Here is a 22,168-nt window from a genome sequence, read left to right as displayed (position 1 = left end):
CGATTTGAACCGCTATCCATGAAAGTTACCAGCCTTAATTGTTGTCGCCCTGATCATCTCGCAGGACGTCTCTGCCCGTAGAGTAGATGCGTACAACAGTCACCCGGTCCGTCAGACTACGATAGATGATCGTCTGACGCCTTCGGAACGAAAACGAACGTCTGCCCTGACCCAGTTCGTCTCGGCGACGTCCCAGTTCCGGCATCTCACCTAATTTCATGCACGCATCAACGATTTCCAACGCATAGCTTACGGCGCGAACTGGATTGTCGACCGCGATGAAAGCTTCGATTGCATCCAGATCGCGAATTGCTTGATCTGTAAAAATGACAGCGAGCTTCACGAATGAGCATTCAGTTCTGCAAGACGCCGTTCTAACCGAGCTTTGACCTCTTCCAGCGAGTAGCGCCGAGGGTCTTTTTCCGCCTCGTCCAACTCCGCTTTCATCCGCGCCGTCTGTTCATGCTGGTGTCGCAACACGTCGAACGCTTGCTGAACGACCTCGTCGCTCAAAGTCTCGCTGCCACTACCCGAAATCTGCTCACTGACGAAGTCCGCGAGATCATCGGACAGATTCACCGTAAACTGCTCGTCGCGCATGGCATGGCTCCGGTCTGTCATGATCTAGGATAGCACACCCACCGTCCCGCGTCAGCGGCGCAGCATGAAGACCGCTTGCTGGCCGAAGAAGTTCCAGAACCACCAGGGCATCGACAGGCCTATTTTCTGGCCGCTGCCGTTGAGAGCCGCAGCACTTTCCACCTTCGCGCCGACTTCGTCGCAGAGTTTCACGAAGTCGCGGATGGTGCAGAAGTGGATGTTGGGCGTGTCGTACCAGCTATAGGGCAGATGGCGGTTGACGGGCATCTGGCCCTTGAAAGCGAGTGCGAGGCGGTTGGGCCAATAGCCGAAATTGGGGATCGACACGATCACCTTGTCACCGATGCGTAAGAGATCCTCCAGCACGGCTTTCGGGTTCTTGGTGGCCTGAAGCGTCTGGCTGAGAATGACGTAATCGAAGCCGCGATCGGGATAGAAAACGAGGTCGGTGTCGGCATCGCCCTGGATCACCGAGAGGCCGCGCGCAACGCATTCGTTGACGCCGCGCTGAGACAACTCGACGCCGCGCCCATCGACCTGCTTTTCGCCGGCAAGCTTTTCCAGAAGCAAGCCATCGCCGCAGCCGACATCGAGCACCTTCGCTTGGGGCTTGATATAGGAGGCGACGACATCGAGATCGAAGCGGGTTTGACGCTCGCCGATGGTGAGTTTTGGTGGTTCCTGGCTCATTGCACGGCCTCCGGAAGGCCGTAGGCGCGGGCGGCCGAGCTGATGAAGCCGTTGATGGCGGCGAACAGTTCGGGCTCGTCGAGCAGGAAGGCGTCGTGGCCGCGATCGGTTTCGATTTCGACAAACGACACCGACGCTCCGGCGGCATTGAGCGCGTGCACAACCGACCGGCTTTCCGACGTCGGGAACAGCCAATCGGACGTGAAGGATACAAGGCAGAAGCGCGTCGAGGTGCCGGCGAAGGCGTCAGCCAGGCGTCCATCATGGTCCGCTGCCAGATCAAAATAATCCATGGCGCGGGTCATGTAGAGATAAGAGTTGGCGTCGAAGCGGTCGACAAAGGTCATGCCCTGATGGCGTAGATAGCTCTCGATCTGGAAATCGGCATCGAAGCCGAAGGTCAGCTGAGACCGATCCTGCAGGTTGCGACCGAACTTGCGGTGCAAAGCCGCCTCGGAGAGATACGTGATGTGCGCGGCCATGCGCGCCACCGCGAGACCCTTCTCCGGCCGCTTGTCTTCCTCGATATACTTGCCGCCGCACCAGTCGGGATCGGCCATCACGGCCTGACGCCCAACTTCGTTGAAGGCGATGTTCTGCGAGGAATGACGCGGGCCTGTGGCGATCGGCAGCGCGCTGAAGACGCGCTTCGGGTGGCTTGCGGCCCATTCCAGCACCTGCATGCCGCCCATGGAGCCGCCGATCACGCAAAACAGCTGGTCGATGCCGAAATGATCCACCAGCATGGATTGCGCGCGCACCATGTCGGGAATGGTGATGACCGGCAGGTCGAGACCGTAGGGCTTGCCGGTGGACGGGTTGATCGAGGCCGGGCCGGTGGAGCCGAGGCAGCCGCCGATGACATTCGAGCAGATGACGAAGAAGCGGTTGGTATCGACGATCTTGCCGGGACCGATCAGCACATCCCACCAGCCATCCTTGCCGGTGACGGGGTGGGTGTTGGCGGCGTGCTGGTCGCCTGTCAGCGCATGGCAAACAAGGACGGCGTTGGATCGCGCCTCGTTGAGCGTGCCATAAGTCTGGTAGGCGATCTGGAACGGCGCGAGATCGACGCCGGCATCGAGCTTGAGCGGTTTGTCGGGGCCGAAGCGCAGAACCTGGCTGGTGGGTTTGTTTGCCTCGTCGGCAGCAAGCAGCCGGCGCGGGCGCGCGAGCTTCGGCAAGGTAATCATGGTCGGGCAACCCCAGGGAAAGATCGGCTTAGCTAGGGAAGGACGCCCTGTCCTGTCAATGGGGCGTCGAGGCGGCAGGCTGCTTTGAACTCGACAAGCCGCTGCGTCGGGTTTATTCGCGGATCATCAAGTCAGTGTTGAATGTTAGCCGAAGCAAAACGAGCGCCGTCATGAGCATCGAAGCCGTCCAGGATCGTCCCACACCCAAGCCCGGCGTGCTGGACATCGCGGCCTATGTGCCCGGCAAGTCGACCGCGCCGGCTGGCGTGAGCAAGATCCACAAGCTGTCGTCCAACGAGAACCCGCTTGGTGCATCCGACAAGGCGATGGCCGCGGTGCGCGACACTGCCGGCCACATGGAGTTCTATCCGGATGGCTCCGCCACGGTTTTGCGCGAGGCGATCGGCGAAGCTTACGGGCTGAACCCCGCCAACATCCTGTGCACCAACGGCTCGGACGAAGCGATCGGCTTGCTGGCGCAGGTCTACCTGCAGCCGGGCGACGAAGGCATCTTCACCGAACACGGCTTCCTGGTTTACCGCATCTACATCCAGTCGGCCGGCGGTGTGCCGGTGGTGGTCAAGGAAAAGGATGAGACGGCGGAAGTCGACGCGATCCTGGCGGCGGTGACGCCGCGCACGAAGATCGTGTTCCTTGCCAACCCCAACAATCCGACCGGCACCTATATCCCGTTTGCTGAAGTGCGTCGCCTGCATGCCGGACTGCCGAAGACCGTGTTACTCGTTCTGGATGCGGCCTATGCCGAATATGTCCGCCGCGAAGATTACGAGTCCGGCGTGGATCTGGTGAAGTCGGCGCAGAACGTGGTGATGACGCGCACCTTCTCCAAGATCCACGGTCTTGGCGGAATGCGGATCGGCTGGCTGTACGGCCCCGAGCACATTCTCGATCCGCTGAACCGCGTGCGTGGTCCCTTCAACGTCAATGCTGCTGCGATCGCTGCCGGTGTTGCGGCGATCCGCGACCAGGCGCATGTCGAAAAGACGGTACAGCACAACGAGACCTGGCTGCCCTGGCTGACGGAAGAGCTGACCAAGCTGGGCCTTCGCGTGACGCCCAGCGTCGGCAACTTCATCCTCATCCATTTTCCGCCTGCGGAAGCGCATTCGGCGGCGAAGGCGGACGATTATCTCAGCGCCCAAGGCTATATCTTGCGGCGCGTTGCGGGATATGGCTTCCCCAACGCGCTGCGAATGACCGTGGGCTCCGAGGAGGCCAATCGTGGCGTCGTCGCGGCCTTGAGTGACTTTCTCAAGACCTGAAGAAACAAATCCATGTCTGACATTCTGTTTGAGAAGATTGCCCTGATCGGCATCGGTCTCATCGGCTCCTCTTTGGCGCGCGTGATCCGCCGCGAGGGCTTGACCAACCACATCGCCATTTCCACCCGCAGCGAGCAAACACTTGAAGAAGCTCGGCAATTGGGGCTGGGCGACAGTTACTCGATCGATGCGAAAGAGGTCGTGCTGGACGCTGATCTCGTGATCATTTCCGTGCCGGTGGGCTCATCGGGTGCCGCCGCGGAGCAGATCGCGCCTGCCCTGAAAGCGGGGGCGATCGTGACCGATGTGGGGTCCACGAAGGCCTCAGTAATCGGACAGATGCTCCCGTTTTTGCCGAAAAACGTCCATTTTATTCCCGGTCACCCCATCGCAGGCACCGAAAAATCGGGTCCATCCGCCGGTTTTGCGGAGCTCTTCCGGGGTCGCTGGTGCATTCTGACCCCCCTGCCCGGGACGGATCAGAATGCGGTGGAACGTCTCGGCCGCTTCTGGGAAGCCTGCGGCTCGCGGCTCGATACGATGGATCCGAACCACCACGACAAGGTGCTTGCGATCGTTTCACACCTCCCGCACATCATCGCCTACAACATCGTTGGTACGGCGGATGACCTGGAAACAGTGACGGAATCCGAGGTCATCAAATATTCGGCTTCCGGTTTCCGCGATTTCACGCGGCTTGCGGCGTCCGATCCGGTGATGTGGCGCGACATCTGCCTCCATAACAAGGACGCGATCCTTGAAATGCTGGCACGCTTTTCAGAGGACCTGTCTTCGCTTCAGCGTGCGATCCGCTGGGGCGACGGAGACAAGCTGTTCGAGATGTTCACCCACACGCGCGACGTGCGCCGCTCGATCATCGAAGCAGGTCAGGAAGTCGACCTGCCGGACTTCGGCCGACAGGCTGCCAACAAGAACTAGCTTTCATAACGCAATCTCCGGACGCAAAACCGCTTCGCACTTTTGCTGGAATTGCTTCAAGGCCGCAGCGGCGGAATATCGCCGAGCGTGATGAACGCGATCGACGCCCTGCCCTTGGCGATCGTCAAGGGCAGAGACGGCGCGTTGCCGAGCATGGTCAGGCCGGACGAGGCCATCTCGATCTCCTTGCGCTGCTCGGGAAACAGCGCTGTCAGCACTCGGGCAATGGCGATTGGTTGGCGCGCAGTCAGCGTCAGTTGCGCGTCGATCAGACCGGACGAATCCACCGACAGCGGGCCGGACAGGCCGATCGAGGCATCCGGGCCAAAGGACAAGGTCAAGGCGCGGATCTCAGTCTTGTAGCCGAGTTCGATCGCCTGCGGAGACGTGGCAAGAGTGACGCCGTCGAACACGGTCATATTGCCTTCGGCGTTCAGCCCCGGCGCGCCTTCCGCATCCGAAGCGCCGTTGAGCCGCAGATTGGTGAAGCGCGCTGCGAGATCCACATCGCTGTTGTTGGCGCGCATATGGACCTGCGCGTTTTCGGCCTTGAACAGGCCCTCTCCCCCGGCACTTTCCCCGACAACCACATCGCGCCCCTCGACCGATACGGCCGATGGCAGCGGTTCGGCCAGGCGCACGCTGGCATGCATCAGGTTCCAGGACAGTGACAGCGGCACGAGGCCGGGCAGCACGGCTTCCATCGGGCCGTCGAGTTCGCCGACAATCGTGCGGGGATCATAGACCTGGGCGGCCGAGCGGAACGCGCCGGCTTTCAGCTGCACATCGCGGGCCGGGGTGGAATAAAGCACGCCGTTGCAGAACAGGCCGATGCGGAACGGAAAGCCTTGCACGGTCTGGTCGACGCAATCGGCCTCTCCGCCGGCCGCGCGGATGTCGCGCAGCGAGCGGTTGGCCGAGCTTTCCAGCCGTCCCGCGAGATAATACCAGCCGGCGATGTAAGCGCAGATGACCACCAGCACCACGAGCGCAAGCACCAATATGCGCCGGAAAATCGGTGAACCCTGCTGGTCACTTGACGTCATGGAAAGGTCTGCTTTTTCTTATCGAATAGTGGGAAGATCGGTGTGGCTGGGTTTGGACCTGGCGAACGGCTCGAATCCTTGCGGGAGTTTACAAGCCATCTCTTCCGGCGATATGGGCGATTTTTGGGTGTTTGGCTACGGTTCGTTGATTTGGCGGCCGGGCTTTGCGCATGTGGAAACAAGACGCGCCCGTTTGCACGGGTTTCGGCGCTCGCTTTGCGTCCTTTCAACCGGCCACCGGGGAACGCGCGAACGAAAGGGTCTGGTGCTCGGCCTCGATCGCGGCGGCTCCTGCATCGGTCTCGCATTTCGCGTGCCTGGTGCCCTGCGAGACGAAGTCATCGCCTATCTACGCGAACGCGAATTGGTGACGCATGTTTATCGCGAGCGCATTTTGACCGTGACGTTGAGCGATGGCTACCGCGTGTCTGCGCTGACCTACGTCGTCGACCGGGAGCACCCGCATTATGCCGGTACGCTCGAAGCGCGTGAGGCGGCGGCGATTGTTTCCGGCGCCAAGGGCTATTCCGGCCCCAACGAAGATTACGTCCTCAACACGGTGGAGCATCTGCGCGCCTTGCGCATACGCGATCCGTGGCTGGAGGAAGTGGCTGCCTTGTTGCCGCAGGCTACAAGCGTCAGCGCGTAACGGAAACGCCGAGTTCGCCCAGCCGCTTCAAAGCCGTTGGCGGCAAGGGCGGCGGGTTGGGACCGGTGGCGGCCTCAATCAGCATCTGATCGCAGGCAGCTTCCGTTTCCGCGATCAACCGCTCCAGAAACGCCTTGCGATCGAGGCCGGGCGGGATCGGCGGCAGGAACCGCGCATGGATCGTGCCGGGATAGCGCAGGAACTTGCGGCGCGGCCAATAAAGACCAGCGGCATGGGCAACCGGTACGACAGGTACGTTCAGCTTGCTGTAAAGCTCGGCAATGCCCCACTTATAGGCCGGCTCGTCGCCAGGGGCGCGGCGGGTCCCTTCGGGATAGATGATGAGCTGCCGGTTGCGTTCCATCTCCTTTGATGTCGCGGCAACAACGGCGCGCAGCGCCTTGGCGCGCTCGCCACGATTGACCGGCACCATCTGCATTTTGGCGACATACCAGCCGAACAAAGGGATCCACATCAGCTCGCGCTTGAGGATGAACAGGGGATCCTTGAGGTACGGGAAGAAGGCCAGCACGTCCCAGAAGGATTGATGCTTCGGCGCAAGGATGAACGACGTGTTCGGCAGGTTCTCCACGCCAGTGATCTCGCTCTTCGTGCCGGCGATGACGTGTTGCAACCAGAGGCTCGATCGCGCCCAGAACTTCGGCACGAACCAGGCTTTCAAGCGCGGCAGCACGAAATAGATTGGCGTGAACACGATCATCAAGACGATGAGGTTCACGTAAAAGGCGACGTTATACAGGAAGGAGCGGATTGCGGTCATGCGGCGGGCCAGCAGGAGGGGCTTGCTGGGTAGAGCATTTCGGTCCCGAGTGGAATGGCCTGTCTGGTCAGAAATGCCGTAACGAGGGCCAACGGACTGCGATCAGCCGTTGGCCGTGGTCGAACCGTCCGCCATACCGGTCCAGCCGCGAGCAAGGGCTGCAAGGAATTTAGCATATTCGGTGGCGATCACCCGAAGCGCGTCCGGATCGGTCATCCAGCTGCCATCGCTCAGATTGGTGTTGACCACGGGATAAGGCTGGATCTCGACGCCGCGCAGGATACGGCGCATTTCCAGCAGGCTGCGGGGCATGTGGTAGTTATTGGTAACGAGGATGACGCTGTTATAATGATGCGTTTGCATCCACTTGCCGCTTTCTTCCGCATTGCCGATCGTATCGAGCGCTGCGTGATCGATGTCGACGCAGCAGGAAAACAGCTTGCGGTCTCCGCCGGTCGCCAAACGGAGATCATCGCGTCCGGCTTTGGGATTGACGCCGCTGATCAGCAGGCGCTCACCTTTGCCGTCGTTCAGGAGATTGACGCCGGCATCGAGCCGGTAAAGCCCGCCGGTCAAGACGATGATGGCGTCCGCCTTTCGTGGATCCTGCGGGGTATCCAGCGTGGCGACATGGGTCGCAAAAGCGAGGAAGCCGACACCCAGCATGAAGGCTGCAAACAAGCAGAGCGAGACGATCCAGCGCAGGATGCGCGGCACGCGGCGGCGGGTTTGCGGCTGACCTTGCCGCAGCACATCCAGGCCCCGTTGGGTCGCCCGGTCTCCTTCCATGCTCTTCATCACGCTCATTCTATCCTCGAACGTTCGCCGAGGAAATTCGCTCCGCTGCAACAAGGTGGTTGTACAGCATCGTCCTATTCCGAAGCTTGCTGGGACAGATCCATTTCGCTGAGGTAGCGGACCACAGTGAAATGGCTGGTGGCTGCGGTCAGCGCGCCGATCAAGAGCACGATCAAACCGACGCCGAGATAACCCGACATGCCGATGGCGAAATTGCCGAACAAAGCGGTCGCCTGATCGGCTTCCGGCGTCGCCAAATTGCGTGACGACCACCAGCCGAAGCCGAGAAAAACCAGCATCGCGAGAACGCCGCCTACCAGCGCGCCCTTCATGCCCGTAAGCAGGAAGTGGCGGCGGAACTCGGCAGCGATGAAGCGCGCCTCGGCCCCGACGAAATGCAGCACTTCGATGATGTGACCATTGCCCGCCATTGCCCCACGCGTGGCGAACACAACGGACAGAACGGTGGCCGACAACATCAGCACCAGAACCGCCAGACCGATCGTCACGGTTGTGCGCGCCATGGCCACGAGCCGGTCTACCCAGGTGCGGTGATCATCCAAGGACGAGGTCGGGATCTCGGACGCCAGCAGGCTGCGCATGGAGCCGAAATCCGGCGGATTGGATTCATCGATCGTCACCACGACGAGGCGCGGCACTGGAAGGTCGTCGATGTTGAGACCGGTTCCGAGCCACGGCTCCAGCAGACGCGAGGTCGCGGCGCGGTCCACAACCGTGGCGCTGCGGACGCCGGCAAAGCCTGAAGCAATGCGGCTGGCGTCAACCAGCGCCTGTTCCATGTCCAGCCCTTCGCGCGGCCGGATCTGGATCGTCGCTTCGCGCGAAATCTGGCTTTCCCACATGGAAGCGGTGTCGCGCACGAGGGAAACCGCGCCGAGCGTGAGGCAGGACAGAAAGGTCATGATCGCGATCACGAAGATCAGCGCGCGGCCGGCGATGTTTTGTTCCGGTACGATCGGCGCGGTGCGTCGGCGCGGTGGCGCAGGCGATGCGGTCACGCGGCCGGGACGCGCCGCCGTGTGCTGGTTGTCGCCCAGGCCTGCGTCGTCGAAGTGATCATGGCTCTCAGTCATGAACGTCGAGCCGCCCTTCCGACAGGATCATGCGGCGCGCGTCGACCTGCTCCATCAGCTGCAGGTCATGCGTAGCGATCACCACGGCCGTGCCGAGGCGGTTGAGTTCGATGAACAGACGCAGCAAACGGCGGGCGAGCGGCGGATCGACATTGCCGGTGGGCTCGTCGGCCAGCAGGATTTCGGGCTGTTCGATCAGGGCGCGGGCAATGGCCGCGCGCTGCTTTTCACCGCCGGACAAGATTGGCGGCAGCACATGCATGCGCTCGCCCAAGCCCACCCATTTCAGGAGATCGATCACGTCGTCGCGGTAGCTCGATTCATCGCGCCCGCGAATGCGCAGTGGGAGAGCGACATTCTCATAGGTCGTCATATGGTCGAGCAGACGGAAATCTTGGAACACCACGCCGATGCGGCGGCGCAAGTGCGGCAGCTCCTTTCGGGTGATCAGCGCGCGATCCTTGCCGAACACTGTGATCAGCCCGCGCGTCGGCTTCAGCGCCAGAAACAGCAACCGCAGCAAGGTCGTCTTGCCCGCGCCGGATGGCCCGGTCAGGAACTGGAAGGAGCGTTCGGGAATATGCAGCGAAATATCGCGCAGGATTTCCGGTCCCATTCCATAACGCAGGCCGACATTTTCGAAGCGGAACACGGGTGCTTTTTGGTCCTTTGGGTTTCAGCTTCAGCCAACCGGCTGCCGCCCAGCATCGGACGGGCATGGTTAAGGCGACGTTAAGCAACGAGCGGTAAACGTATTTCGTTAACCATTCCGCTTTACGCCTGCGTGCGATTCAGGAGGCCAGCGCATCATGAGAGTCGACCCGACACCACGCTTGGTTTCCGGCGAAATCATGACAGCTGCCGTACGCCGCGGACTGCCCAAGCCCGTCCGTGAGGTGATCGACGCCGAGATCATCGAGAACGCTGAAGAAGTAGTACGAGCTCCTGCTGCGCCTTTGGAAACACAGCAAAATCCAAGGCTCGGTGTTCTGCAGAACCAGCCGCAGCCAGCGGGATCGCGTCGGGGCGGCGCGGTTTTCTGGACGGCCGGCCTGACCTTGGTGGTCTCCGCCTTCTGGATTTCGGGCGGCCATGCGCTGGTGCCAAGCAGTTTCGCGATGGGCGCGCAGCCCAAGCTCGCCATCGCCCATGTGGAAAGCCGCGTCGAAACCCATGCGGAGCTTTCCACGCTGATGGTGGACGGCGAAGCCCGCAATGCCGGCCCAAGTGCTGCGGCCATGCCGCCAATCGCCATTGCAGTGACCGCACTGGATGGCGCTGTGACGCGCTATACGCTATCCACCAACGCGCAGCCGGTTGCGGCTGGCGACCTTTATCTGTTTTCCAGCCGGTTGCGGGTGCCGCCGGGCGGAGTAAGATCGGTCGCAGTCACATTGCAGCCCGCCACCTAGGCGGGTTTGTTGTTTTCCCCGCCCGAATTGGCGGGTCGCTTGATTGAGTGAGGTTTCATGCCGGTTGTTCGCCAAAAAGACATCGAGGTTCTGTTCAGCGCCGACGAGATCGCGCGCCGCAACCTCGAACTGGCCAAGGAAATCACCGCGCACGAATACAAGGACTTGCTGGTCATCTCGATCCTGAAGGGCTCCTTCATTTTCGCGGCCGACCTGATCCGCGCCATGCACGAGATGGGTTCGGCACCGGAAGTCGAGTTCATGTTCATCTCGTCCTACGGCGCCGGCACAACGAGCGGCGAAGTGCGCGTGCTGCGCGACATCGACAATGACGTGACCGACCGCGACGTGCTTCTGGTCGACGACATCCTGGAATCCGGCAAGACGCTGAAGTTCACGCGTGACCTTCTTTTGTCGCGCGGCGCACGCAGCGTGTCGCTCGCCGTGCTTTTGGACAAGACGTCGCGCCGACAGATCGATCTCAATGCCGATTATGTCGGCTTCAACTGCCCCGATTATTTCGTTGTCGGCTATGGCATGGACGTCGCCCACGCCTTCCGCGAGCTGCCTTATGTCGGCATCGTCAAGGGCGACGCTTAAGCGCGCACATCCGCCCATTCGGGATGCCGCTTGAACTGGGCGGCTGCGAACGAACATGAGGGGATGATGGTCTTGCCGGCTGCTCGTGCGTCTTCCACTGCTTGCGCGACGAGTTTAGCGCCCATCCCCTGTCCGCGAAACGCATCCGGCACGCCAGTGTGGTCGATGATGATCTGGCCATCGCCGGTCTCTCTAAAGGTCAACTCGGCTTCAGCGCCGTCGATGCGATAAACATAGCGGCTCGTGCCGGCACCATCCTCGCGTTCGATCCTCGTCGTCCTGGCTTCCATGCTTCTTTCCTTCCCCCGCTACACAAAAAGAGCCCGCGCATTGCTGCGCGGGCTCTTTGTGGATCTCAGTCGAGATTACTTCGACATCAAACGCTGCTGATCACGCTGAGCTGCCCAGGTGCTTTCGTCATACTCAGGCTGAGACTCGAGCTGCTCCTTGGTGAAGGTGGTGTAGAGGTAACGATCACCATCCTCGTCCTGCATGAACTTCAGGTTGTCGAAGCCGACAGCAACCTGCTTCTCGCCGATGCCGAGGAAGCCGCCGACGTCGATGATGACCGCGTCAACCTTGCCATCCTGGGTCAGCACGACGTCACCGATATCGCCAACATTGGCGTCTTCAGCGCCGTATACAGTCGTGCCTTCGAGGTTCTCCGACGTCAGGTCTGCTGCCGGAACTTCCTTCAGCGTCGCACGATCAACTGCTGCGGTGTCGTTCGCAGCCGTGTCGGTCGTTGCAGCCGTACCAGCGGCCGGAGCCGTGGTGGTCGTAGCCGTGCCCGAAGCCGGCGCCATGGCTGTTCCCGACGTGCCCGTTGCCGTGGTAGCCGTGCCACCGCCGTTGGCGGCATTTGCATTGGCCGGGTCATAGGCGCGGCGGTCGAAGGCAGGCAGCTGCTTCAGCGCGTCTGCGGTGGTCGCGAGAACGATCCAACGATCGCCGTCCTTCTCAGCCCAATCAATGTCGCTGTACGACAGGGCAACGTTCTTTTCACCGATGCCGAGGAAGCCGCCGACGCCGACGATCACGGATTCGATCTGGCCGCTGTCGCTCAGGATCAGGTCGTTGACGTTGCCGATGTTCTCGGCGTCGTCGCCCGTGCCGTTGTAAACTGTTTCGCCGATCAGGTTGCTCGCGAGCTGTCCGTCAGCTGGCACGACGGCGGTGTTGACGTTGGCGTTAGCGTCGGCCGGCGTTGCCGGTGCGGCGGTCGTGGCCGGTGCGTCGGTCGTAGCCGGTGCAGTCGTGGTGCCGCTCTGCGCGAAAGCGCCGGTGGCGATAACGGATGCGATGGCGGTCGTAGCTAAAAGCTTGCGGATCATAGTAAGCTCTCCTTGTTCGTGTTTTGAGGGACCAAACCGCGATTATCCATTAAACCGGATATCCGATGCGGCCGTTCCGATGAGCAAACGGCGTGTCACGGAAATCGTTCCGGCCAGTTCGGCTCGTTCGGGAACACGGAAGTTTGTCCGCGAATAGAATTTCTGTGTGCCCACTCTTCAACCACGATTGAATTGTCTATCTCTGTGAAGGTCTCCGCGTCCGGCGGCCGGCACCAGACCAGAAGGACGTCGAGGCGATGCATTTTCTTGCAGTTCTCAATCGTGACGGGGGCACGCTGCGCACCACCGATCTCGATGCCTTTGCCGAGCGAAGCCGCGCCACGCTGGAAAAAGCGGGGCACACGTTGGAGGTGGAAATCGTCTCCGGTAAGGAGCTTGTTTCAGCCCTAGAGAAGGCTTCAAAGGACGGCGCTGCGGATGTCGTGATCGCGGGCGGCGGCGACGGAACGATCTCGGCAGCCGCAACCTGCCTGATGAACAGCGACACGGCCCTGGCGGTGCTGCCTGCTGGAACCATGAACCTGTTCGCGCGCAGTTTGAAGATCCCGCTCGGGCTCGATGCGGCGATGACCGCCTTCGCCACGGGTCAGGTCAAAGCTGTCGACATTGCCTCGGCCAACGGCAAGCCGTTCGTGCACCAATTCTCGCTCGGTCTTCACGCCAAGCTCGTCGATCTCAGAGACAAGATGGAATATGCGTCGCGTGTCGGTAAGATGCGCGCGTCGCTGCGCGCAGCCTTCCTGACCGTTTTCCAGCCGCCGCGCGTCAACATCACGATCAAGACCGATCAGTCCGAGATCATCGCCCGCACAACGGGGATTGGCGTCACCAACAATCTGTTTGGAGAAGGCCATCTACCCTACGCCGACCGGCTCGATGAGGGAGTGCTTGGCGTTTATCTGACCACGGCGCAGACCTCGCGCGAGATCGTCAGCTTCCTGTTCAATCTCGCCGTCGGGCGCTGGAAGAACAATGCCAAGGTCGAAATTCATGAAACGAAGGCGCTGACGCTGACCGTACGGGGCCGACGGCGCAAACCCTATCGTTGTGTGATGGACGGCGAGTCAGGCGATCTGGCGCGCGAGACGGTGATCAAGATCCATCCCGGTGCGCTGAAAGTGCTGACGCCCGCTGAATGAGCGGGCGTCTTTAAACGTAGCGAAAAGGCGGCCGATCAGTTGTTGACGCCGCTGTTCCCTGCCGGTTCGGTCTGAGTCGACGGCGCTGGTGCATTGTCCGGCTGCGGATCGATCGACTGGCCGAACATTTCGGCTGCAAACCAGGCGATTGCTGCCAGAACTAAGGCGGCGATCAACACGACGAGCACTGGCCGGCCAGCTTTTCCCTGCCGTGCCTTGTCGGTCGACACTTTCTTGTCCACCACCGGCCTACCGGTATTCTGCTGCCTATCCATGTCGGTCTCCCACCATAATTGCTAAATTGAACATCCCCGCAATGCGGTGATCCCCGCTTTGTTCCGCCTGCTGCCGTAAGGCCATCCGGCGGGATCGCCCAAAATGCGTTTTAAACCCTTTTCAAGGCCATCCTTGTTCCTAGCTATGGCGGGGAGTCCAGGTAGAACGATCGCAATTTGACGGTAGCCGAAGACCAGCGTGGCATCCTCCCGCAACACGTTCGTGACGTGTTGGAAAGTGACTCACGCAATGAAGCCTTAAGGTCCCTCGATATCGCGTTGAGCGGCAGCGATGCGGATTTCGATGCGATTACGGCTTTGGCGTCGCAGATCATGCAGACGCCGGTTGCGCTGGTGACGCTGCTTGGCCGTGAAAGGCAGGAATTTCGATCCAAGGTCGGAACGGAACTGGACGGTACGCCATCCCACATCTCCTTTTGCGCCCACACGATCGCGGAAGCCGGCAACGCCCCTTTCCTTGTTCCGAACGCCGCTGATGACAGCCGGTTCACAGAGAACGAGCTGGTAACGGGCCCTCTTCACATCCGGTTCTATGCCGGTGTTCCCTTGACCGTTGCCGGGGAAAAGGTCGGCTCGCTTTGCGTTCTCGACACCGAGCCGCGCGAACAGCCGCGACCAGCCCAGCTTTCACAACTGGAAAGCATGGCCACCCTGGTCTCGTCCTTGCTGCATCTTAAAGACAGCGCGCGGCGGGGAGACATAGCGCGAACTGCGTTAATTCGGGAAAAGAAGCGGCACACGCTGGCGCTGGAAGCGGCGTCGATCGCAAGCTGGGTCTGGGACCTGCGTACCAACAGGATCGAATGCGACGATCTGCTTCCGCAAATGCTCGGTCTTCCGATCACCAGCAGCCTTCGCGCAAGTGACCTGTTTCGGGCAATCGATCGGCGCGACCGACGGCAGTCGATGCTTCAGTTGCGCCAGGCTCTGGAAACGAATGGTGAGTATGCCGGCGAATATCGGGTCGGCAGAAGCCAGCCGGAGCGTTGGTTGGGAACCCGCGGGCGGGTGCTGGATCGCGATGCGAAGGGAACGCCCACGCTGGTTTTCGGCGTCAACTTCGACATCACCACAACCAAGACCTCACAGGAACGCCAGCGCCTGCTGCTGCGCGAAATCAACCACCGCGTGAAGAACACGCTGGCGACCGTGCAGGCCCTCGCGACCCAAACTGTTCGACATGCACGCGAGCCTCGCGAATTCTTGGCAGCCTTTACCGGCAGGCTTCAGGCGCTCGGTCTGGCGCACGGGCTTTTGTCGGACATGGAATGGGGCGGCATTGATCTCGCCGAAGTGGTTCGCTTGCAGGCAATGCCGTTCACGGACAAGGCTGACCCGCGCATCAATGCGACCGGTCCGGCCATCTCGCTTTCACCGGATCAGGCCTTGGGTATGGGACTGATCCTGCATGAACTCGGCAGCAATGCGCTGAAGCACGGCGCGCTTTCGGTCAGCACGGGACGGGTTGACCTGACCTGGCGCCTGGATGGCGACCGCGAACATCCGCGCGTATCGCTGTTGTGGGAAGAGCATGACGGTCCTGCCGTCAGCAGGCCATCGCGTTCAGGGTTCGGCTCTATCCTGATCAAGCGTAGTCTGGACAAGGTGCTTGGCGCGAAGGTCGATCATCGCTTTGAGCCGGAAGGCGTACAAGCCGAGATTTCGCTGCCACTGGAATAACAGTGGCGAATATCAGCGCGGAGTTCACGCTGATATGGTTTGAACATCGACTTACGCGAAAGAGTGACCGCGCAAAGACTGCGCGGTCTTTGAGCGCTGGATCAGGCGCCCGGATCGTCGGCGTTGCGGCGCCTTTGATAAAGCGCGTAGGCGACACCGAGAACCAGTGGCGTGACGGCTGCAGCCGCGCCTGTCGCGCGACCGCGACGTCCGCGCATCATGTTCGGCAAAGCAGCGATGGCGGCGGTCGCGCCGAGGCTGACCAAATCAGTCTTACGCTTCTCAGCCACCCGGCGCTGTTCTGTACGGGCACGCGACTGATGAACGACCAACACGATACCGCCGATCACGACAAAACCGATGCCAAGCCCCAGCGCGGCAACCAGGGGCCCGAACATGCGTGCAAGCTGAATGTAACCGGCAACCAGCAGAAAGCTGACCCCAAGCAGCACGAATAGCAGTGCCACCACATAGGCAAGCACTGCGCGCTTCGTGCGCTCGACGGTCAGCCCGATCTCGCCGGTGGCGAAGGCCGCGATGAGCGGTCCGATCACCAGACTTACCGACGGTTGATCAGCGCAAAGAAGTAGCCGACGGCTGCCGCAACGGCGAGCGCGGTGAGCGGCTTTTCCTGAACGCGGGCAACGACCTGCTCTTCGAGATCCTGAGCGTTGGTGCGGAGACGATCGACGCTCTGCTGCGCAACAGCCTTAGCGGTGTCGAAGGACTGCGTGCCAGCAGCGCCGATCTGCTTGGTCAAGTTTGCCAGGTCGCTACGCAGGCGGGAAATCTCGGCTTCGAGATCCTGCGGCGTGCGGTCGGCATTCTCTTTGTTCTGCGATTCGGTGTTCGGCGAGTTGGCCATGAATGACTCCTGTTCCATCAACGCTGCTATAACGCAACGCAAGCAGCTATGTTCCCCTCAGGAACCATCAATGAGGCTCTACGTTTGGGGGCTCGCTAAGAACAGGTAAAGCATCAGGATGAACCGGACTACCAAGCGCGCAGCGATCGTCCGGCTTCCCCCGCGATCCAACATCGAGATCGTGATTGCCCGTTCCGCGCAGGTGGCGACGATCCTTGTCGGTATCCTGGCGGTGATCACCGCGCTTTATGCGGGCAAGTTCATCCTGTCGCCCATCTTTCTCGGCGTGACCATCGGGCTGATGCTGGGTCCCGTGGCCACCCGCGTCGAGCGCTATGCGGTTTCCGCAAGCCTGACGGGCGCCATCGTTGTTCTGATCTTTCTAGCGCTGCTGAGCGTGCTGGTCTTTGCGGTCGCAGCACCCCTGTCGTTCTGGATCGAGCGCATCCCGACCATCCTTACTGATCTGCGGCTGCGCTTGACGGAGTTCCAGGCCCCCATCGAAACGATACGCACCATGCGCGAACAACTGCGCTCAGTGACCGGCGGGGGTGAAAGCCTTCCGGTATCAGTGGACGATGATTCCGCGGTTGCCAGCCTCGCGACCCTGGCGCCGGGGTTGATCGCGCAGATCCTGCTGTTCTTCGCCAGCCTGTATTTCTTTATCGCCACGAGGCACGAGACCCGCGCGGCGATCCTGAAGCTGTGCATCCGTCGCCGTTTGCGCTGGCGCGTCGCCCATATCTTCCGCGATATTGAGCGACTGGTTTCGCGCTATCTCCTGTCGATCGCCCTGATCAACATCGCCCATGGTGCGGCCGTGGTCATCGCGATGTGGGCGCTCGGTGTCCCCTCACCCATGCTGTGGGGCGCGATCGCCACGATCTTCAACTTCGTGCCCTACCTTGGCCCGGCGCTGACCGCGGTGATCCTGTTTGCCGTTGGTTTGGCGGAATTCGACACGCTGATGGGAAGCCTGCTGCCCGTCATCATCTATCTCGCCATCCACCTCACCGAAGCGCAATTCGTGACGCCGATGGTGATCGGTCGAGCCATGACGCTCAATCCGTTCGCAGTGCTGATCGCGCTGGCGTTCTGGATCTGGCTTTGGGGACCGATCGGCGGATTTATCGCCATACCTTTTTTGCTGATCCTTTATGCCGTGGTGTGGAACCTGATCCCCGGCGTTGCTGCGGATAACGCTGCTTCAAGGTCGGAAAACCGCGCATCTTGACGGCCTCTACCTTGTCCGCAACATGTCTTATTTAAATGACAGCACCTGCATTTGCGGCAATGCAGCAGACGAACCGGGTTGGAGAATACGTGATTGGCAGATCGGGCCCTTGAAGGGCTTCGGGTTATGTTGCTCGAAGATGAATTTCTGATAGCGCTGGATGTTGAGCAAATCTGCCACGACGAAGGGTGCGCGGAGGTTATAACCTTTCGCGATCTCGCCGAAATCGATGATGCCGTCTTGGATGAACACCGCTTCGACATCGCCATCGTGGATGTCATGATCGGCGATGGCGTCACCCTGCCCCTGGCGGAACGGCTGCAAAGCCGGGGCCTGCCGTTTATCTTCGCGACCGGCCTGTCGCGGCACGAAGACACGTTTCGCGCTTTTCCCGATGTACCGGTGGTGACGAAGCCTTATGCCAGCCACCACCTCGTATCCGCCATGCAGGCCGCACTGGGGAACAGGCGCGGCTAACCGCGCCTGTCGTCGAAAGGTTAGACGCCGGCGCCTGATCCCATCACATGGGCAGCAATGGCGTCCGGGCCGTAATCCGCCTCGCCCGACACCTTCAGGATGTCCTGCAAACGGGTGCGGGCACGGCTGACGCGGCTCTTGATGGTGCCGACCGCGCAATTGCAGATTTCGGCAGCTTCCTCATAGGAAAAGCCCGATGCGCCGATCAAGATGATGGCTTCGCGCTGGTCCTCGGGCAACTTCTCGAGGGCGGTGCGGAAATCTTCCAGGTCGAGCGAGCCGTGCTGGGAAGGATGGATGGCTAGCCGGGCCGTCATCGCGCCATCGCTGTCCTGCACTTCGCGGCCGCGCTTGCGCATCTGCGAATAGAACTCGTTGCGAAGGATGGTGAACAACCAGGCCTTGAGATTTGTACCGGGCTGGAAGCTCGACTGCTTGTCCCACGCCTTGACCAGCGTTTCCTGAACAAGATCGTCGGCCTTGTCGGAATTTTGCGTCAGCGAAACGCCGAACGCACGCAGGCTGGGAATCGCGCCAAGCAAGTCTTGCTTGAACTGCAGGCTGTCCGACATCGTCAGTCCTTTTTCCGACCGGAATCCGCTGCTTCCAGCTTGCTCAACAGATCCATGAAACGATCAGGGACCTGATCGGAAATGATCCCGTCGTAGAACTGCTTCAGCTTCCGTCCTATTTCGGTATTGGTTCCAAGCGGATCAAGATGCCCACCCTGCCGCGCAGCTTCGTGCTGCCCGGTATTTTCCTCGTCGCTCATTCCAAAACCGCCTTCTAAAATCGATAGGTAAGGTGTGCAGCCCCTGCGCTTGTAGACAGCCCGGTCTAATCCGGGCACACGCAAGCGGCTCTAAACGGGCTTATGGCAAAAATGTTCCTCGACGCGGAACTTTTTTCCATGGACGATGTTATAGCCTCGACCCACTTTAATGGGCACGACTTCTTATTCCAGGGATAATCACAGAATGAGCCTTTCCTCGTCGATTGCTCCGCACCTGCCGTATCTGCGGCGCTTTTCGCGGGCAGTGTCCGGTTCTCAGACCAGCGGTGACGCGCTCGTTGCCGCAATGCTCGAAGCGATTATCGCGGATGTCAGCATTTTTCCGAAGGCGAGCAGCGACAAGATCGCGCTTTACAAGATCTTCGCCAAGCTTTTCACCTCGATCGCCGTACGCGTTCCCGAAGAATCCCCGGCCTCTGCCTGGGAAAGAAGCGCGGTCGCGAACCTCTCCGCTTTGGCACCGCTTCCCCGCCAGGCTTTCCTGCTCGTGGCCGTTGAAGGTTTCACCGACGCCGAAGCTGCCGAAATCCTGGACGTTCCGACCGCTGAGTTCGGCGACCTTCTCACGGAAGCCAGCAACGAAATCTCGCGTCAGGTTGCCACCGAGATCATGGTGATCGAGGACGAGCCGCTGATCGCCATGGACATCGAAGAAATGGTGGAAAGCCTCGGCCATCGCGTGGTCGGCGTTGCGCGCACCCATTCGGAAGCCACCGAACTGTTCCATCGTACCCAGCCAAAGATGATTTTGGCTGACATTCAGCTTGCTGATGGCAGCTCGGGCATCGATGCGGTCAACGAAATCTTGGCCGACCGCGCCGTGCCGGTGATCTTCATCACCGCCTTCCCTGAGCGCCTGCTGACCGGCGAGCGTCCTGAGCCTGCCTTCCTCGTGACCAAGCCGTTCAACCCGGACATGGTGAAGGCCTTGATCAGCCAGGCGCTGTTTTTCGACCAGCAAAAAGCGGCTGCCTGAAAAACGTTCAGGCATCGTTCAGGGAGACAGCCTTAATACGGTGTTGAAGATCATTGATGAAACCACAACCTTCTGGTTGTGCTTCATTAAGATTCAACATCGGGAACGGCTGCCTCCCAAGCACGTTTCCCTCGGCGTAAGGAGTGAAGACGATGCTCTATTGGTTTCTCGTATCTGCTGTAGTTGCCGCAATCGCCGGCGCTTTGAGCGTGGGCGTCACTGCAACTTCGATCGGCATGGCGCAGGTTCTGGTTATGATGCTGTGCGCGTTTGTTGTGATTTCGCTGTTTACGGGTGTGATGCGCCGGGTGCGTTGACATATCGGACCAGCAACAAAAAAGGGCGCCTCGGTCGCCCTTTTTTGTTGCCTCCTCCAAGCTTCAACTGCTGGAAGGGATTAACAGAAAGTCATGCATTCGGACAAAAAGAAAGCCGGCCTCAAAGGGCCGGCTTTTTTAGTACCGAGAACCGAGGGGGGATCGTTCTCGGTAAAGACACGACTGCCGCTGGGGTGGGGGCGATAGGGGTGCGGCGCGCCGTGTTCGCATCAATAACAACACGGCCGGCACTTGGTTCCACCACCAGCACGAAAAATCTGACTGGCTGCAAATTTTTTATTCTGCAGGCATCAAGCATCGTTCAAGCTGCGCGCAGCATCTTGTTGCACCGCACTTTGAAGCATTGTGGATGCCAGCAAAAATTTTTGGAACCACAAACATTGATGTTCCGTTACTAGCAGCAAATGAGGTGTTCGACATGGAACATATTGCTGCTGTCCTTCTGCTGATCGGTTGTTCTGACGACATGAGCGCGTGCCGGGAGCTTCCCGTGCAGACCGCGATCTTCGAAAGCGCCGAGGAATGCGAAGCGGAAATCAACCCGGCCATTGCTGGCATGACAACGACGTTCTCCCAGGTCATGGGCAAGTGCGTTGCCGTCGATCCGGCCATGGAAGAAGAAGACGCTGAACTCGTCTGGAACCTTAAGGCTGATGGTTCGTTATACGCCGCTGTAGAGGTTCCGGATGTCATGGTCGCCGAAAACGCCACCAAGCAGGATCGCTACGTCGGGCAAGAGTAACTTGCTATTGTCTTGGTCCTTGTCCAATGATCCGCGGCAAGGGACGCGTTTTAGGAGAGCAGACTATGAAGAACACCATTTTCGCGTTGGCCGCGCTCGGCACGGTAGCTGGTTGCACCACGGCTGAGCAGAGCGCAGTTGTTGGCGCGGCTGGTGGCGCTGCCATCGGTGGCCTCGCAACCGGCCGTACTTCGGGCGCCCTCATCGGTGCTGGTGCTGGCGCAGTTGCCGGCTACGTTATTGGCAAGGCAGCAACCCCTGGCTACTGCCTTTATGAAGACCGCCGCACCGGCCGTCGTTACGAAGCGCGCTGCTGATCCGGCGACGTTTCTTGGAAAACGAAAGAGGTCCTTCGGGGCCTCTTTTTTATAGGCCGACCTTCAGACTATGCTGCCGCCTTCATTGCGCCGGGACCAGGAATGGCGCCTGGCGGACATTTGCCTAGGATGATCATTCCTAGCACTTCATCCTGTGTCACATCCGTGGTCTTGGCCGTGCCGACCACCTGACCGTTCTTCATGACGCAGACGCGATCGGCCAGATCGAAGACATCATGAATGTCGTGGCTGATCAGGAAGATGCCGATCCCTTCCGACTTCAATTGCTTCACCAACTCACCGACTTGCGCTGTTTCCTGCGGTCCAAGCGCTGCCGTCGGCTCATCCATGATCAGGATGCGGGCGTTGAACAGGATGGCGCGGGCGATTGCCACCGATTGGCGCTGACCGCCAGACAGACGCGCAACGGGATCCTTGAAACGCTGGAAGCGCGGATTGAGACGCCCCATCACCTTGCGCGCTTCGGCTTCCATCGCAACATCGTCCAGCGTGCCCCAGGACGTCATCAACTCGCGGCCGAGAAACAGGTTGGCTGCGGCATCGACATTGTCGGCCAAAGCCAGTGTCTGATAGATCGTCTCGATGCCATACTGCTTTGCATCGCGCGGGCTGTTGATCGCCACCTCCGCGCCGTTCACGAGGATGGCGCCGCTATCGCGCTTGTAGGCACCCGAGAGGATCTTGATCAGCGTCGACTTGCCGGCCCCGTTGTGACCGAGCAGGGCGACCACTTCGCCGGGATAAAGGTCGATCGAAGCATCATCGACGGCGCGGATGCCGCCGAAGGCGATGGAGATGTCGCGCATTTCGACGAGCGGCACTTCGGTGGTGGGTGCGAGGGGAACCATGC

General features: G+C 60.4%; 31 protein-coding genes. 13 read left to right on the top strand and 18 right to left on the bottom strand.

Going from position 1 to position 22,168, the window contains the following annotated elements:
• Nucleotides 1-34: 34 nt before the first annotated feature.
• From IE166_RS16260 to metX, 4 genes are read right to left on the bottom strand one after another with little or no spacing between them, the layout of a single operon-like run.
• A complete protein-coding gene (locus IE166_RS16260) occupies nucleotides 35-343 on the bottom strand; it encodes a type II toxin-antitoxin system RelE/ParE family toxin (protein WP_189505699.1) in 309 nt (102 codons plus the stop codon).
• Nucleotides 340-600, bottom strand: coding sequence for a hypothetical protein (locus IE166_RS16255; protein ID WP_189505697.1), 261 nt, complete (start codon nucleotides 598-600; stop codon nucleotides 340-342). Before IE166_RS16255 ends, IE166_RS16260 begins: the two co-directional genes overlap by 4 nt.
• 51 nt (nucleotides 601-651) lie before the next feature.
• Nucleotides 652-1,290 (bottom strand): methionine biosynthesis protein MetW, encoded by a 639-nt coding sequence (gene metW, locus IE166_RS16250; protein ID WP_189505695.1) that lies wholly within the window; start codon nucleotides 1,288-1,290, stop codon nucleotides 652-654.
• Nucleotides 1,287-2,483, bottom strand: coding sequence for a homoserine O-acetyltransferase MetX (gene metX, locus IE166_RS16245; protein WP_189505693.1), 1,197 nt, complete (start codon nucleotides 2,481-2,483; stop codon nucleotides 1,287-1,289). Before metX ends, metW begins: the two co-directional genes overlap by 4 nt.
• A 170-nt stretch (nucleotides 2,484-2,653) precedes the next feature.
• Here metX and hisC point away from each other — a divergent pair, with 170 nt between their 5' ends.
• Both hisC and IE166_RS16235 read left to right on the top strand, forming a co-directional pair.
• Nucleotides 2,654-3,766, top strand: coding sequence for a histidinol-phosphate transaminase (gene hisC / locus IE166_RS16240; RefSeq protein WP_189505691.1), 1,113 nt, complete (start codon nucleotides 2,654-2,656; stop codon nucleotides 3,764-3,766).
• Nucleotides 3,767-3,778: 12 nt separating this feature from the next.
• Nucleotides 3,779-4,705, top strand: a complete 927-nt coding sequence (locus tag IE166_RS16235) for a prephenate/arogenate dehydrogenase family protein (protein WP_189505690.1) — start codon at nucleotides 3,779-3,781, stop codon at nucleotides 4,703-4,705.
• Nucleotides 4,706-4,761: 56 nt separating this feature from the next.
• Here the strand turns inward: IE166_RS16235 and IE166_RS16230 are convergent, their stop codons facing one another.
• Nucleotides 4,762-5,751 carry a DUF2125 domain-containing protein gene (locus tag IE166_RS16230; protein ID WP_189505688.1) on the bottom strand — a complete coding sequence of 330 codons (990 nt, stop codon included), beginning with the start codon at nucleotides 5,749-5,751 and terminating at the stop codon, nucleotides 4,762-4,764.
• 112 nt (nucleotides 5,752-5,863) lie between these two features.
• Between IE166_RS16230 and IE166_RS16225 the strand changes: the two genes are divergently transcribed.
• Nucleotides 5,864-6,400, top strand: coding sequence for a gamma-glutamylcyclotransferase (locus IE166_RS16225; protein WP_189505686.1), 537 nt, complete (start codon nucleotides 5,864-5,866; stop codon nucleotides 6,398-6,400).
• Here the strand turns inward: IE166_RS16225 and IE166_RS16220 are convergent.
• The 4 genes from IE166_RS16220 to ftsE form a co-directional block, all read right to left on the bottom strand.
• Complete coding sequence (locus IE166_RS16220; RefSeq protein ID WP_189505684.1) at nucleotides 6,390-7,181, bottom strand: lysophospholipid acyltransferase family protein; 792 nt, start codon at nucleotides 7,179-7,181, stop codon at nucleotides 6,390-6,392. The two genes, IE166_RS16225 and IE166_RS16220, sit on opposite strands and share 11 nt — an antisense overlap.
• A gap of 102 nt (nucleotides 7,182-7,283) precedes the next feature.
• Complete coding sequence (locus tag IE166_RS16215; RefSeq protein WP_244641537.1) at nucleotides 7,284-7,847, bottom strand: YdcF family protein; 564 nt, start codon at nucleotides 7,845-7,847, stop codon at nucleotides 7,284-7,286.
• 206 nt (nucleotides 7,848-8,053) lie between these two features.
• Nucleotides 8,054-9,073 (bottom strand): cell division protein FtsX, encoded by a 1,020-nt coding sequence (locus tag IE166_RS16210; RefSeq protein ID WP_244641495.1) that lies wholly within the window; start codon nucleotides 9,071-9,073, stop codon nucleotides 8,054-8,056.
• Nucleotides 9,066-9,725, bottom strand: a complete 660-nt coding sequence (gene ftsE / locus IE166_RS16205) for a cell division ATP-binding protein FtsE (protein WP_189505682.1) — start codon at nucleotides 9,723-9,725, stop codon at nucleotides 9,066-9,068. Before ftsE ends, IE166_RS16210 begins: the two co-directional genes overlap by 8 nt.
• A gap of 157 nt (nucleotides 9,726-9,882) precedes the next feature.
• On the opposite strand from ftsE, the gene IE166_RS16200 reads away from it, so the two are divergent.
• Nucleotides 9,883-10,485, top strand: a complete 603-nt coding sequence (locus tag IE166_RS16200; protein WP_189505680.1) for a hypothetical protein — start codon at nucleotides 9,883-9,885, stop codon at nucleotides 10,483-10,485.
• A gap of 57 nt (nucleotides 10,486-10,542) precedes the next feature.
• Nucleotides 10,543-11,085 carry a hypoxanthine phosphoribosyltransferase gene (hpt, locus tag IE166_RS16195; protein ID WP_189505678.1) on the top strand — a complete coding sequence of 181 codons (543 nt, stop codon included), beginning with the start codon at nucleotides 10,543-10,545 and terminating at the stop codon, nucleotides 11,083-11,085.
• Here hpt and IE166_RS16190 read toward each other — a convergent pair.
• A complete protein-coding gene (locus tag IE166_RS16190; RefSeq protein WP_189505676.1) occupies nucleotides 11,082-11,375 on the bottom strand; it encodes a GNAT family N-acetyltransferase in 294 nt (97 codons plus the stop codon). The two genes, hpt and IE166_RS16190, sit on opposite strands and share 4 nt — an antisense overlap.
• 75 nt (nucleotides 11,376-11,450) lie before the next feature.
• A complete protein-coding gene (locus IE166_RS16185; RefSeq protein ID WP_189505674.1) occupies nucleotides 11,451-12,419 on the bottom strand; it encodes a PRC-barrel domain-containing protein in 969 nt (322 codons plus the stop codon).
• A gap of 257 nt (nucleotides 12,420-12,676) precedes the next feature.
• On the opposite strand from IE166_RS16185, the gene IE166_RS16180 reads away from it, so the two are divergent.
• The gene (locus IE166_RS16180) at nucleotides 12,677-13,579 is read left to right on the top strand and encodes a diacylglycerol/lipid kinase family protein (RefSeq protein WP_189505672.1); all 903 of its coding nucleotides are present in this window, start codon (nucleotides 12,677-12,679) and stop codon (nucleotides 13,577-13,579) included.
• 35 nt (nucleotides 13,580-13,614) lie between these two features.
• On the opposite strand, the gene IE166_RS16175 is transcribed toward IE166_RS16180, so the two are convergent.
• The gene (locus tag IE166_RS16175; protein WP_189505670.1) at nucleotides 13,615-13,854 is read right to left on the bottom strand and encodes a hypothetical protein; all 240 of its coding nucleotides are present in this window, start codon (nucleotides 13,852-13,854) and stop codon (nucleotides 13,615-13,617) included.
• Nucleotides 13,855-14,031: 177 nt separating this feature from the next.
• On the opposite strand from IE166_RS16175, the gene IE166_RS16170 reads away from it, so the two are divergent.
• Nucleotides 14,032-15,555 (top strand): sensor histidine kinase, encoded by a 1,524-nt coding sequence (locus tag IE166_RS16170; RefSeq protein WP_189505668.1) that lies wholly within the window; start codon nucleotides 14,032-14,034, stop codon nucleotides 15,553-15,555.
• A gap of 101 nt (nucleotides 15,556-15,656) precedes the next feature.
• Here IE166_RS16170 and IE166_RS16165 read toward each other — a convergent pair whose 3' ends face one another.
• Together IE166_RS16165 and IE166_RS16160 are read right to left on the bottom strand one after the other, a co-directional pair.
• Entirely contained in the window at nucleotides 15,657-16,109 is a 453-nt protein-coding gene (locus IE166_RS16165) for a hypothetical protein (RefSeq protein WP_189505658.1), read from the bottom strand.
• A gap of 5 nt (nucleotides 16,110-16,114) precedes the next feature.
• Nucleotides 16,115-16,420 carry a hypothetical protein gene (locus IE166_RS16160; protein ID WP_189505657.1) on the bottom strand — a complete coding sequence of 102 codons (306 nt, stop codon included), beginning with the start codon at nucleotides 16,418-16,420 and terminating at the stop codon, nucleotides 16,115-16,117.
• A gap of 118 nt (nucleotides 16,421-16,538) precedes the next feature.
• On the opposite strand from IE166_RS16160, the gene IE166_RS16155 reads away from it, so the two are divergent.
• Nucleotides 16,539-17,654 (top strand): AI-2E family transporter, encoded by a 1,116-nt coding sequence (locus IE166_RS16155; RefSeq protein ID WP_189505655.1) that lies wholly within the window; start codon nucleotides 16,539-16,541, stop codon nucleotides 17,652-17,654.
• 27 nt (nucleotides 17,655-17,681) lie between these two features.
• Here IE166_RS16155 and IE166_RS20705 read toward each other — a convergent pair whose 3' ends face one another.
• A complete protein-coding gene (locus IE166_RS20705) occupies nucleotides 17,682-17,906 on the bottom strand; it encodes a hypothetical protein (RefSeq protein ID WP_244641494.1) in 225 nt (74 codons plus the stop codon).
• Between IE166_RS20705 and IE166_RS16150 the strand changes: the two genes are divergently transcribed.
• On the top strand, nucleotides 17,802-18,131 hold the full coding sequence (locus IE166_RS16150; RefSeq protein WP_407701826.1) for a response regulator: 330 nt from the start codon (nucleotides 17,802-17,804) through the stop codon (nucleotides 18,129-18,131). The two genes, IE166_RS20705 and IE166_RS16150, sit on opposite strands and share 105 nt — an antisense overlap.
• A 20-nt stretch (nucleotides 18,132-18,151) precedes the next feature.
• Here the strand turns inward: IE166_RS16150 and IE166_RS16145 are convergent, their stop codons facing one another.
• A complete protein-coding gene (locus IE166_RS16145) occupies nucleotides 18,152-18,703 on the bottom strand; it encodes a sigma-70 family RNA polymerase sigma factor (RefSeq protein WP_189505651.1) in 552 nt (183 codons plus the stop codon).
• A gap of 2 nt (nucleotides 18,704-18,705) precedes the next feature.
• Complete coding sequence (locus tag IE166_RS16140; RefSeq protein ID WP_189505649.1) at nucleotides 18,706-18,903, bottom strand: NepR family anti-sigma factor; 198 nt, start codon at nucleotides 18,901-18,903, stop codon at nucleotides 18,706-18,708.
• Nucleotides 18,904-19,108: 205 nt separating this feature from the next.
• Between IE166_RS16140 and IE166_RS16135 the strand changes: the two genes are divergently transcribed.
• The 4 genes from IE166_RS16135 (at nucleotide 19,109) to IE166_RS16120 (ending at nucleotide 21,297) form a co-directional block, all read left to right on the top strand.
• The gene (locus tag IE166_RS16135) at nucleotides 19,109-19,900 is read left to right on the top strand and encodes a response regulator (RefSeq protein ID WP_189505647.1); all 792 of its coding nucleotides are present in this window, start codon (nucleotides 19,109-19,111) and stop codon (nucleotides 19,898-19,900) included.
• A gap of 152 nt (nucleotides 19,901-20,052) precedes the next feature.
• Nucleotides 20,053-20,217, top strand: a complete 165-nt coding sequence (locus IE166_RS16130) for a DUF1328 domain-containing protein (protein WP_189505646.1) — start codon at nucleotides 20,053-20,055, stop codon at nucleotides 20,215-20,217.
• A gap of 370 nt (nucleotides 20,218-20,587) precedes the next feature.
• Complete coding sequence (locus tag IE166_RS16125) at nucleotides 20,588-20,980, top strand: hypothetical protein (RefSeq protein ID WP_189505644.1); 393 nt, start codon at nucleotides 20,588-20,590, stop codon at nucleotides 20,978-20,980.
• A gap of 65 nt (nucleotides 20,981-21,045) precedes the next feature.
• Nucleotides 21,046-21,297, top strand: a complete 252-nt coding sequence (locus IE166_RS16120) for a glycine zipper domain-containing protein (RefSeq protein WP_189505642.1) — start codon at nucleotides 21,046-21,048, stop codon at nucleotides 21,295-21,297.
• 68 nt (nucleotides 21,298-21,365) lie between these two features.
• On the opposite strand, the gene IE166_RS16115 is transcribed toward IE166_RS16120, so the two are convergent.
• Nucleotides 21,366-22,166 carry an ATP-binding cassette domain-containing protein gene (locus IE166_RS16115; protein WP_189505640.1) on the bottom strand — a complete coding sequence of 267 codons (801 nt, stop codon included), beginning with the start codon at nucleotides 22,164-22,166 and terminating at the stop codon, nucleotides 21,366-21,368.
• Nucleotides 22,167-22,168: the final 2 nt, after the last annotated feature.

Origin of the sequence: Tianweitania populi, from assembly GCF_014652875.1 — a bacterium.
Taxonomy (GTDB): domain Bacteria; phylum Pseudomonadota; class Alphaproteobacteria; order Rhizobiales; family Rhizobiaceae; genus Tianweitania; species Tianweitania populi.
Note: the sequence above shows the minus strand (reverse complement) of the source record. Positions and strands in the feature narration are given on the sequence as shown.

Coding starts and splice junctions, on each gene's coding strand:
- IE166_RS16255 (WP_189505697.1), bottom strand. CDS start 600: ATGCGCGACGAGCAGTTTACGGTGAATCTGTCCGATGATCTCGCGGAC.
- metW (WP_189505695.1), bottom strand. CDS start 1,290: ATGAGCCAGGAACCACCAAAACTCACCATCGGCGAGCGTCAAACCCGC.
- metX (WP_189505693.1), bottom strand. CDS start 2,483: ATGATTACCTTGCCGAAGCTCGCGCGCCCGCGCCGGCTGCTTGCTGCC.
- hisC (WP_189505691.1), top strand. CDS start 2,654: ATGAGCATCGAAGCCGTCCAGGATCGTCCCACACCCAAGCCCGGCGTG.
- IE166_RS16235 (WP_189505690.1), top strand. CDS start 3,779: ATGTCTGACATTCTGTTTGAGAAGATTGCCCTGATCGGCATCGGTCTC.
- IE166_RS16230 (WP_189505688.1), bottom strand. CDS start 5,751: ATGACGTCAAGTGACCAGCAGGGTTCACCGATTTTCCGGCGCATATTG.
- IE166_RS16225 (WP_189505686.1), top strand. CDS start 5,864: ATGGGCGATTTTTGGGTGTTTGGCTACGGTTCGTTGATTTGGCGGCCG.
- IE166_RS16220 (WP_189505684.1), bottom strand. CDS start 7,181: ATGACCGCAATCCGCTCCTTCCTGTATAACGTCGCCTTTTACGTGAAC.
- IE166_RS16215 (WP_244641537.1), bottom strand. CDS start 7,847: ATGCTGGGTGTCGGCTTCCTCGCTTTTGCGACCCATGTCGCCACGCTG.
- IE166_RS16210 (WP_244641495.1), bottom strand. CDS start 9,073: ATGACTGAGAGCCATGATCACTTCGACGACGCAGGCCTGGGCGACAAC.
- IE166_RS16200 (WP_189505680.1), top strand. CDS start 9,883: ATGAGAGTCGACCCGACACCACGCTTGGTTTCCGGCGAAATCATGACA.
- hpt (WP_189505678.1), top strand. CDS start 10,543: ATGCCGGTTGTTCGCCAAAAAGACATCGAGGTTCTGTTCAGCGCCGAC.
- IE166_RS16190 (WP_189505676.1), bottom strand. CDS start 11,375: ATGGAAGCCAGGACGACGAGGATCGAACGCGAGGATGGTGCCGGCACG.
- IE166_RS16185 (WP_189505674.1), bottom strand. CDS start 12,419: ATGATCCGCAAGCTTTTAGCTACGACCGCCATCGCATCCGTTATCGCC.
- IE166_RS16180 (WP_189505672.1), top strand. CDS start 12,677: ATGCATTTTCTTGCAGTTCTCAATCGTGACGGGGGCACGCTGCGCACC.
- IE166_RS16175 (WP_189505670.1), bottom strand. CDS start 13,854: ATGGATAGGCAGCAGAATACCGGTAGGCCGGTGGTGGACAAGAAAGTG.
- IE166_RS16160 (WP_189505657.1), bottom strand. CDS start 16,420: ATGGCCAACTCGCCGAACACCGAATCGCAGAACAAAGAGAATGCCGAC.
- IE166_RS16155 (WP_189505655.1), top strand. CDS start 16,539: ATGAACCGGACTACCAAGCGCGCAGCGATCGTCCGGCTTCCCCCGCGA.
- IE166_RS16145 (WP_189505651.1), bottom strand. CDS start 18,703: ATGTCGGACAGCCTGCAGTTCAAGCAAGACTTGCTTGGCGCGATTCCC.
- IE166_RS16140 (WP_189505649.1), bottom strand. CDS start 18,903: ATGAGCGACGAGGAAAATACCGGGCAGCACGAAGCTGCGCGGCAGGGT.
- IE166_RS16135 (WP_189505647.1), top strand. CDS start 19,109: ATGAGCCTTTCCTCGTCGATTGCTCCGCACCTGCCGTATCTGCGGCGC.
- IE166_RS16130 (WP_189505646.1), top strand. CDS start 20,053: ATGCTCTATTGGTTTCTCGTATCTGCTGTAGTTGCCGCAATCGCCGGC.
- IE166_RS16125 (WP_189505644.1), top strand. CDS start 20,588: ATGCCAGCAAAAATTTTTGGAACCACAAACATTGATGTTCCGTTACTA.
- IE166_RS16120 (WP_189505642.1), top strand. CDS start 21,046: ATGAAGAACACCATTTTCGCGTTGGCCGCGCTCGGCACGGTAGCTGGT.
- IE166_RS16115 (WP_189505640.1), bottom strand. CDS start 22,166: ATGGTTCCCCTCGCACCCACCACCGAAGTGCCGCTCGTCGAAATGCGC.